The organism is Niallia nealsonii (genome assembly GCF_002835805.1).
GTDB classification, from domain to species: Bacteria; Bacillota; Bacilli; order Bacillales; family Cytobacillaceae; genus Niallia; species Niallia nealsonii.
This window is the reverse complement of sequence record NZ_PISE01000057.1, coordinates 1-9,662: the sequence shown is the minus strand read 5'-3', so window position 1 is coordinate 9,662 and position 9,662 is coordinate 1. Positions and strand designations below refer to the sequence as shown.

General features: G+C 36.5%; 10 protein-coding genes. 9 read left to right on the top strand and 1 reads right to left on the bottom strand.

Going from position 1 to position 9,662, the window contains the following annotated elements; genetic code table 11:
• Window positions 1-627: 627 nt before the first annotated feature.
• On the bottom strand, window positions 628-1,380 hold the full coding sequence (gene map / locus CWS01_RS20255) for a type I methionyl aminopeptidase (protein WP_101179012.1): 753 nt from the start codon (window positions 1,378-1,380) through the stop codon (window positions 628-630).
• A gap of 313 nt (window positions 1,381-1,693) precedes the next feature.
• On the opposite strand from map, the gene CWS01_RS20250 reads away from it, so the two are divergent.
• The 9 genes from CWS01_RS20250 to lysA all read left to right on the top strand — a co-directional run bounded on the left by CWS01_RS20250 (window position 1,694) and on the right by lysA (window position 9,630).
• On the top strand, window positions 1,694-2,857 hold the full coding sequence (locus CWS01_RS20250) for a D-alanyl-D-alanine carboxypeptidase family protein (protein WP_101179011.1): 1,164 nt from the start codon (window positions 1,694-1,696) through the stop codon (window positions 2,855-2,857).
• Between the two features lie 360 nt (window positions 2,858-3,217).
• Window positions 3,218-3,568 (top strand): anti-sigma F factor antagonist, encoded by a 351-nt coding sequence (spoIIAA, locus tag CWS01_RS20245; RefSeq protein ID WP_101179010.1) that lies wholly within the window; start codon window positions 3,218-3,220, stop codon window positions 3,566-3,568.
• Window position 3,569: 1 nt separating this feature from the next.
• The gene (gene spoIIAB, locus CWS01_RS20240; protein WP_101179009.1) at window positions 3,570-4,010 is read left to right on the top strand and encodes an anti-sigma F factor; all 441 of its coding nucleotides are present in this window, start codon (window positions 3,570-3,572) and stop codon (window positions 4,008-4,010) included.
• 12 nt (window positions 4,011-4,022) lie between these two features.
• The gene (gene sigF, locus CWS01_RS20235) at window positions 4,023-4,778 is read left to right on the top strand and encodes an RNA polymerase sporulation sigma factor SigF (protein ID WP_101179008.1); all 756 of its coding nucleotides are present in this window, start codon (window positions 4,023-4,025) and stop codon (window positions 4,776-4,778) included.
• Window positions 4,779-4,962: 184 nt separating this feature from the next.
• A complete protein-coding gene (locus tag CWS01_RS20230) occupies window positions 4,963-5,592 on the top strand; it encodes a stage V sporulation protein AA (protein ID WP_328588938.1) in 630 nt (209 codons plus the stop codon).
• Window positions 5,582-6,001, top strand: a complete 420-nt coding sequence (locus CWS01_RS20225; RefSeq protein WP_101179006.1) for a stage V sporulation protein AB — start codon at window positions 5,582-5,584, stop codon at window positions 5,999-6,001. Before CWS01_RS20230 ends, CWS01_RS20225 begins: the two co-directional genes overlap by 11 nt.
• 43 nt (window positions 6,002-6,044) lie before the next feature.
• A complete protein-coding gene (locus CWS01_RS20220; RefSeq protein ID WP_101179005.1) occupies window positions 6,045-6,644 on the top strand; it encodes a stage V sporulation protein AE in 600 nt (199 codons plus the stop codon).
• Window positions 6,607-8,091 (top strand): spore germination protein, encoded by a 1,485-nt coding sequence (locus tag CWS01_RS20215; protein WP_101179004.1) that lies wholly within the window; start codon window positions 6,607-6,609, stop codon window positions 8,089-8,091. Before CWS01_RS20220 ends, CWS01_RS20215 begins: the two co-directional genes overlap by 38 nt.
• 213 nt (window positions 8,092-8,304) lie before the next feature.
• Complete coding sequence (gene lysA / locus CWS01_RS20210; protein ID WP_101179003.1) at window positions 8,305-9,630, top strand: diaminopimelate decarboxylase; 1,326 nt, start codon at window positions 8,305-8,307, stop codon at window positions 9,628-9,630.
• Window positions 9,631-9,662 lie beyond the last annotated feature (32 nt).

Sequence of the window (9,662 nt, the reverse complement as noted above, 5' to 3'; positions counted from 1 at the left end):
GGCGCCTAGCCTTTATCTTAATCTACGGGAATAATTATGCTTTTTTTGTGTGTTTTATTATAATGAACGCCATTGATAAAAGCTATTTTGGATTTTGCATATAAGAAAGAGCAAATCGATAATAATTACCTTTTGCTCCATAATTCAATGCAATAAGGCTTTTTGTTTTTTGCTTTTTTTTACGTATTTTTTAACATCCATGCCTTCACCTCTCTACTATAAAGAGGAGTTGAAACCAAAAAAAATTCAAAATTTTTGGCTGTTTCCGTAAACTTTGCTGCTTTTAAAGAAGCAGGTTGATTTCCGTTCCAGGATGCTCGCTTTCCGTTAGAGCGGGCAGTGAGCCTCTTCGGCGTATCTGTTCTGCTAATCCCACAGGAGCCTCGCACCTTTCATTCCAATCCACCTGTTTTAACTCATGGAAACTATCCGAAAAATAATAATTTTTTAGAAAACAGCTCATTTCTTTAAGAGCTAAAAAAGAGGAAATCAACGGAATATTCTGAGAGTAGAATGGAGGAAGCGGAAAATAGAATAAAAATAAACCTAGGAAGCTTCTAGAGTGCCGAAAAAGTTGCAAAGTAAAAAAACAGGCTAATGAAAACGTTATTCATTAGCCTGACAAGCTTATTTTTTTTGAAGAGTCAATATTTCTGGGCCATTTGCAGTGATGGCTAAAGTGTGTTCGTATTGTGCAGAAAGAGATCCATCTACTGTTCTTGCTGTCCAGCCGTCCATATCGACTTTTGCATGATACATGCCTAAATTTAGCATCGGTTCAATGGTAATAACCATCCCTTCTTTTAAGCGTTTTCCTGTATTTGGTGGACCAAAGTGAGGGATTTGGGGTTCTTCATGCATATTGCTTCCAATCGCGTGCCCGACAAAATCACGAACAACAGATAATCCTTCCTGTTCGGCAAATGTTTGAATGGCATGGGAAATATCGCCGACACGGTTTCCGACAACTGCCTGTTCAATGCCTTTATATAATGCCTTTTCTGTTATATCGAGCAATTTTTTTGCCTCTTCATTTATTGTGCCGACAGCATAGCTCCACGCAGAATCTGCCAGCCATCCATCTAAATTAACAACCATATCAACGGTAACAATATCTCCATCTTTTAATGGCGTTTTCGTAGGAAATCCATGGCAGATTACATCATTGACAGAGGCGCATGTTGCAAAAGGATAGCCATGATATCCTTTTTGTTCAGGAGTTGCTCCTCTTTTTAAAATATAATTTTCTGCAAAAGCATCAATTTCTGCTGTTGTTATCCCGGGTTTAATTAATTTTGCTATTTCTTTATGGCAATCCGCTAAAATCTCGCCCGCTTTTTTCATCTTCTGGATTTGTTCTGGTGTTTTGATAATAATCATCTTTTGCCTCCTCTATCCTTTATCTGTAAAATGTTTCTATTTACGAATTAAAAACTAACTTTTAACATAGCTGACTATATTTATAATGTCAAATTATATGGATATAGATGGAGAGTTTTATTATAAAGTGAAACTAACAATCAGGCTTTTACAGGCAAGTTTCTACCCACCTAAATTTCTTGTTTTCTCTTATAATCCCTTAGGCAGGGGGCGAAAAACCATTAATGTGAGATAAAAAATAATATGGATAACATTGTATAAAATGAACTCTTTTGGAAAAAATGGAATCTATATAGAATGGAGGGTTTTATACATGAAACGCATCATATCAATGGTCATCACAACAGTAGTTTTAGCTTTAATGCTAGCACAACCTACTTTTGCAGCCGAAAAAACGGGAGAGCTAGTCAATAATGTAAAGTCAGCTATTCTAATTGATAGAGATACAGGTACTGTATTGTATGAGAAAAACAGCAATGAAAAGCTCCCCCCAGCTAGTATGACAAAAGTAATGACGATGCTGTTAATAATGGAAGCATTAGATCAAGGAAAATTAAAAATGGATGAAAAAATCCGCACAAGTGAGTATGCAGCATCCATGGGTGGTTCTCAAATCTTTTTAGAACCTGGTGAAGAAATGACTACAGAACAAATGTTAAAAGGAATTGCCATTGGTTCAGGAAATGATGCCGCCGTTGCTGTTGCCGAAAGATTGGCAGGATCTGAAGAGGCTTTTGTTGAAATGATGAATAATAAAGCAAAAGAATTAGGATTAAAAAACACAGCATTTAAAAATGTAACGGGGCTACCAGTGAACGAGCATTACAGTACAGCAAATGATATGGCATTGATGGCAAAAGAGCTTTTAAAATATCAGGATATCACAAAATTCACTGGTACTTACGAAGCCTATTTACGTGAAAATACGGATAAAAAATTCTGGCTTGTTAATACAAATCGTCTTGTGAAGTTCTATCCAGGTGTAGATGGGTTAAAAACTGGATTTACAAATGAAGCGAAATACTGTTTAACGGCAACTGCTGAAAAAAATGGCATGCGTGTAATAGCTGTCGTTTTTGGTGCGCCAACATCTAAAGAACGGAATGCACAAGTAACAAAAATGCTAGATTACGCGTTCAGCCAATATGAAACACATCCACTGTATAAAAGGGATGAAGCGATTGGAAAAGTTCATGTAAGCAAAGGCTCTGAAAAGCAAGTAACTGCAGTAACAAGTGAGCCTCTTTCGTTATTGACGAAAAAAGGGGAGCAGGTGGATAAAGTAAAAAAAGAAATAACGATGAAAAAAGACTTAAAAGCTCCAATTGAAAAAGGACAAGAAATTGGTACGATAAAGTATACAAAAGATGGAAAAACATTAATTGAAAGTCCGCTTGTAGCTCAGAAAGAAATTCAAGAGGCTGGCTGGTGGAAATTATTTAAGCGTTCTGTTGGCATGTTTACAAAAACGAATTAATTTTTTTAGGCTGTTTTCGTATGGCTTGTTGCTATTTCATTCACCTCTCGCTTTCCGCGGGTAGAAGCCTGAGTCGCTTCGTCGTTTCACTCCTGCAGGGTCAAAGCCTGTCTCGATAATCCCGCAGGAGTCTATTTGTATTCAGTCTGCTCAGTAATTCTAAAAGGTTTTCATCTTAGTCAAAGAAGTATCAAACTTTTAGAAAAAAGCCCTTTATTAAAATAATCGTAAAAGAATATGTCGAATGGTTGTTCAAATCATTTTTTTTAGCGAATGGACACTAGTTTTGTCTTTAGAGAAGGAAATAATGATAAATATATAGAATTGACTCACTAAACCAAATTAAGGAGGCTATGGATAGTGAGTCTTAATATTGAATTAGAAGTGAAAAATAATGTTTTATGTATTCGATTATCTGGTGAATTAGACCATCATTATGCAGAAGAACTGCGTACAAAAGCCACAAATGCAATCGAAAATTATGATATTCGCCATATAGTATTAAATCTTGAAAATCTATCTTTTATGGATAGTTCAGGATTAGGCGTTATTTTAGGAAGGTATAAACAAATTAAACAATTAGGCGGAGAAATGGTGATATGTGCCATTTCGCCAAGTGTGCAAAGGCTTTTTGACATGTCGGGGCTATTTAAAATCATGCGGTTGGAGTCGAATGAGGAATTTGCACTTCAGCGATTGGGGGTAGCATAACATGAGAAATGAAATGCATCTACAATTTAGCGCATTGAGCCAAAATGAATCTTTTGCCCGTGTAACAGTTGCTGCATTTATGACACAGCTTGATCCGACAATGGATGAATTAACAGAATTAAAAACAGTAGTATCTGAAGCGGTGACAAATTGTATTATCCATGGTTATGAAAATGATCCAAATGGTATTGTCTATATTTCTGTTATATTAGAAGACGCCTATATCGATTTAACTATTCGTGATGAAGGAAAGGGAATAATGGATGTGGAGGAAGCGAGACAGCCATTATTTACAACCAAACCTGAATTAGAAAGATCCGGTATGGGATTTACCATTATGGAAAACTTTATGGATGAAATAGAAGTGCAATCTAGCCCCGAGAATGGAACAGAGATCCGTCTGCGCAAGCATTTAATAAAGAGCAAAATGCTAAGCAATTAAGGAGAATCGTCTATGGATGTGGAGGTAAAAAAAGATAAAAAAGATACGTATTTAAAGGATCATGAAGTAAAGGCATTAATCAAACAGAGCCAAGACGGGGATCAAGCAGCAAGAGATACAATTGTTCAGAAGAATATGAGACTTGTCTGGTCTGTTGTGCAAAGGTTTCTAAATAGAGGTTATGATCCAGATGATTTATTTCAAATTGGCTGTATTGGTTTGCTTAAATCTGTAGATAAATTTGATCTTAGTTATGATGTCAAATTTTCTACATATGCTGTGCCGATGATTATTGGTGAAATTCAACGATTTATTCGGGATGATGGCACGGTAAAGGTCAGCAGATCTTTAAAAGAACTAAGCAATAAAATACGCAAAGCGAAAGATGAATTATCAAAACAATATGGAAGAACGCCAACAGTTGGTGAACTTGCAGAATTCTTAGAACTACCTCCAGAAGATATTGTCTTAGCACAAGAAGCTGCAAGAACTCCATCTTCCATTCATGAAACAGTATATGAAAATGATGGGGATCCAATCACGCTTTTAGACCAAATAGATGATGGCAATGAAGGGAAGTGGTTTGATAAAATAGCCCTTCAAGAAGCAATCCGAGAATTGGATGAACGAGAGCGTCTTATTGTTTATTTGCGCTATTACAAAGACCAAACACAGTCAGAAGTAGCAGCAAGGCTCGGCATTTCCCAAGTACAAGTTTCTAGGCTAGAGAAAAAAATATTGCAGCAGATGAAAGAACAGATGGATTAGCACTAAAATTGCTTGCTATATAGAAGGAGAAGCTGACTCAAAAGTCGATTATAACGACCTTTTGAGCCAGCTTCTTTTTTTTGCAATAGGAAAAAGAGTTAGAAGGGGAAATTTCAAGCGATAAATCATCATAAATTTTTTTATATAGCAAATACTACCTTAAAAGGAATCCATATGTTAGGAAGTGATACATTTGGCAGAGATTGTGTATTTACGAATGAGAAATCGAATTCAAAAAAAACTTCATGATAAAGTACTGTTAAAAGATCTTGCTCAAATAGTCGCCGATACTTCTTTAACTGCCATATTACAAGAAATATGTGTTTATGAAATTTCTGAACAAGACCAAAATATTATTGTAATTGATAGTACACAGGTATTAAAAAAAATAAGAAAAATAAATGAAAATATTGAAATTCAGCTGATTGGTCCAGCTCAAACGATTATAGAAGTGATTTTTAAGCGGAAAATGATGTCTATCCCGTTATTTATTATTGTTTGGCTGCTGTTATTTACTGGTTCTGCTTTAACGATTATGAATTTTCATGAAGATGTCAGCATGCAGTATGTTCATCAGCGTCTATATAAAATGATCACTGGCAAGGATGTAGATAAGCCGCTCATTTTCCAAATTCCCTATTCGATTGGATTAGGTCTCGGCATGATTATCTTTTTTAACCATGTCTTTAAAAAACGCTTAAATGAGGAGCCGAGCCCCCTCGAAGTAGAAGTATTCAATTACCAGCAGTCTATCGATCAATATATCATTATGAATGAAAATAAAGAAAGTATGAAAAAACTAGATGATCATTAATATTCTTCTTGTTATTTTTATTGGCTTAGCTTGGGGAACAACAGTTGGTGCTGGGTATGTTGCTTTTTTAACGGTTTTTGGCATTATTCCCCGATTAACCCAGCTAACCAAAACAGGCAATAAAATCTATGCATATGAATGGTCTGTTGTTTGCGGTGCTGTTTGTGGAACCCTCGCTTTTTTAAGGGAACCAGTTTTTTCTCTGCCAGCCATCCTGCTTTTGTTTTTTGGATTGGCTGGGGGTATTTATGTTGGCATGATTGCAGCGGCATTAACAGAAGTATTGAATGTGTTTCCACTGCTTGCCAAAAGAGTGGGCATTGATGATCGATTACTTATATTAATGATGGCAATTGTATTTGGAAAAATTTGCGGCTCCTTATTTCATTGGATGTACTTTGTTCCATAAACATAGGAAAAAACATTGTACAAAAAGAAAGGAAGTATAAAAAATGGAAAAAAGGAGAAAAGTTATATTAATTACAGATGGAGATGAATATGCAAGACGGGCAGTTGAAACAGTAGCAAAGGAAATTGGAGGAAGATGCATCTCTATGTCATTTGGGAATCCAAGTAAGCTCAGCGGCCAAGAAATTATCAAGATGATTAAAAAGGCAAAAAATGATCCTGTTTTAGTTATGTTTGATGATAGTGGATTTGTAGGAGAAGGAGCAGGAGAAAGAGCGCTTCGATACATAGCAACACATAAAGAGGTAGAAATATTAGGGGTAATAGCTGTGGCGAGCAGAACAAGAAGGGAGGAATGGACAAGAATTGATGTGGCAATTGATCAGTTTGGCGAATTAACTCCATATGGGGTGGATAAATACGGAATACCAGAACAGGAAATTGGCCGTATGAATGGAGATACAGTCTATAACTTAGATGAATTGCATCTGCCTCTTGTTGTAGGCATTGGAGATATTGGGAAAATGGGCAAAAAAGATTCTTACGAAAAGGGTGCGCCCATTACAAAAAAAGCAGTGGAATTTATTTTAGAAAGAAGTGGTTTTAATGAGCAGCGAGACAGCAAACATGGTGCCGATTTATAAAAGTGTAAAAGAAATTGAACAATACATGAAAAATCGAGTCGGCCTCGGCAAAAGCTTCGATTTAGGAGTAAGGAAAATCAAGGTTTTGAATCATGAAGTTAATTTTTATTATGTTAATGGGCTATGTGACAGTGCTTTAATCGTTCAATTGATTGAACACTTACTGTTTCTCAATGATACAGATAGAGAGTTGCAGGGGAAAAATATTTTTGAAGTTGTCCAAAACCAATTTGTTCATCAATCGGTTCAGCCAATCAGCAAAATGGATGAATTGGTCGATCAAGTTCTGTCAGGTTTAATTGTTGCTGTTGTTAATGGCTATAATACAGGTCTTGCGATTGATGTGAGAAGCTATCCAGGAAGAATGCCTCAAGAGCCGGATACAGAAAAGGTCGTAAGAGGTGCTAGAGACGGATTTGTTGAGAATATCATTGTTAATACAGCCATTACAAGAAGAAGAATAAGAGATGAACGTTTGCGTTTTGAAATAATGAAAGTAGGCGAACGCTCCAAAACAGATATTGCTATTGGCTATTTAGAAGATGTTGCTGATCCTGATTTAGTGGGTATCATCAGAAAAGAATTAAAGGCAATTAAAACAGACGGCATTACGATGGCTGACAAAACGATTGAGGAATTTCTTTTGCAGCAAAGCTATAATCCATATCCACTGGTACGATATACAGAAAGAGCAGATGTAGCCGCAACACATATAATGGAAGGGCATGTCATTATATATGTGGATACATCACCAAGTGTAATTATTACACCAGCAACCTTTTTTCATCATCTCCAGCATGCAGAGGAATATAGACAAGCCCCTGTTGTCGGTACATTTATAAGATGGATGCGCTTTTTTGGTGTGTTTGCTTCCCTGTTTTTTTTGCCTTTATGGTTTTTAGTGACGATGGAGCCTTCTCTTTTGCCTGAAAATCTTGCCTTTATAGGTCCAAATGAAAGAACGAATATTCCAATTGTTGTGCAGCTGTTTATTGCAGATTTAGGATTGGAGTTTTTAAGAATAGCAGCCATTCATACACCAACACCATTGTCAACGGCGATGGGGTTAGTCGCAGCTGTTATGATTGGACAAATTGCGATTGATGTTGGATTATTTGTACCAGAAGTCATTTTGTACGTATCTGTTGCAGCAATCGGCAATTTTGCCACACCTAGTTATGAACTTGGGATAGCAAATAAATTGGTGCGGCTATTGATGCTGATTGTAGTGGCGATTTTCCATACACCAGGTTTTATCATTGGATCTACTCTTTATATTTTATATTTAGTTAATCTGAGAACATTAAATGTTCCTTATTTATGGCCACTTATTCCTTTCTATCCAAAAGCGTTTACACATATTCTCTTGCGCCGTACCGTTCCTGGAAGCAAAGTGAGGCCAACACACCTTCATCCTCAAGATCGTTATAAACAGCCAAGTGAATAAAAAGAGGATTGTGAATTAACGGAATTTATGATACATTTGTTTAATTAAGTGGGCTGTTAAGAAAAAACACAAAAGACAGCACGCCAAATTTAGCGAGTAGTCTTTTGTGTTTTTTAATGGCTTAATCATGATAAGAATCCCCTCTTTTGGATGGCAAGATTTTAGGGGTTTTTCTTATACGATTTTATATTGGGAAAGAATTGAGGGGAAAAGATGCATTATTATGGAACATCGGCTGTTAATGAAGATGGTCATTTAGAAATTGGCGGAGTGGATACGCTGCAACTGGTGGAAAAATTTGGAACTCCAGTGTATGTGTATGATGTCGCATTGATTCGGGAGAGAGCGAGAGGCTTTAAAGAAACTTTTGAGAGAATGGGAATTACAGCACAAGTTGCTTATGCAAGTAAAGCATTTTCAACAATTGCGATGGTTCAGCTTGCGAATGAAGAAGGACTATCATTAGATGTTGTTTCAGGAGGAGAATTGTATACAGCAATAGCTGCAAATTTTCCAATGGAGCGTATTCATTTTCATGGCAATAATAAATCAAAAGAAGAACTAGAAATGGCCATTGAATATAATATTGGCTGCATCGTCGTCGATAATTTTTATGAGTTGGGATTATTGCAAGAGCTTTGCGAAAAAAAACAGGTCAAAATGAAGATTTTATTAAGGGTAACACCTGGTATTGAGGCACATACCCATGACTATATTTTAACAGGACAAGAAGATTCTAAATTTGGGTTTGATTTGCAAAATGGCCAAGCAGAAGAGGCTCTTCTTAAAGGAATGGATTCTTCTTATCTTGAGGTTTTAGGGCTTCATTGTCATATTGGTTCCCAAATATTCGATACAACAGGGTTTGTTCTTGCTGCCCAAAAAATCATCGAGCGCTTGGATGAATGGAAGAAGCGCCATCAATTTACAACAAAAGTGCTAAACCTTGGCGGAGGGTTTGGAATCCGCTATACAAGTGAAGATCAGCCGATTCAGCCTTCTGAATATGTAGAAGTTATTATTAAAGAAGTTCAAAATAAAGCAGCACAATATAATATGGAAATGCCGGAAATTTGGATTGAACCAGGCAGATCTTTAGTTGGAGATGCTGGCACTACTCTGTATAAAATCGGTTCCCGCAAAAATGTGCCAAATGTCCGCAATTATTTGGCAATTGATGGAGGAATGAGCGATAATATTCGTCCATCCCTATATCAAGCAAAATACGAGGCAGTTCTAGCGAATAAACCATTGCAAAAAGCGGATGAAGTGGTTTCCATTGCAGGAAAATGCTGTGAATCCGGCGATATGCTTATTTGGGATTTGCCGCTGCCAAAAACAAATGATGAAGATATTTTAGCGGTATTTTGTACAGGAGCCTACGGTTATTCCATGGCAAATAACTATAACAGAATTCCAAGACCGCCAGTGGTTTTTGTGGAAAATCAAAAAGCAACTCTTGTTGTAAAAAGAGAATCCTATGAAGATTTAATTAAATTAGATTTGCCGCTAAAAGAGACGGTTACATTAAAAAACTAAGTGCGATTCATTGAACTGCTCCCTGTCAAGTA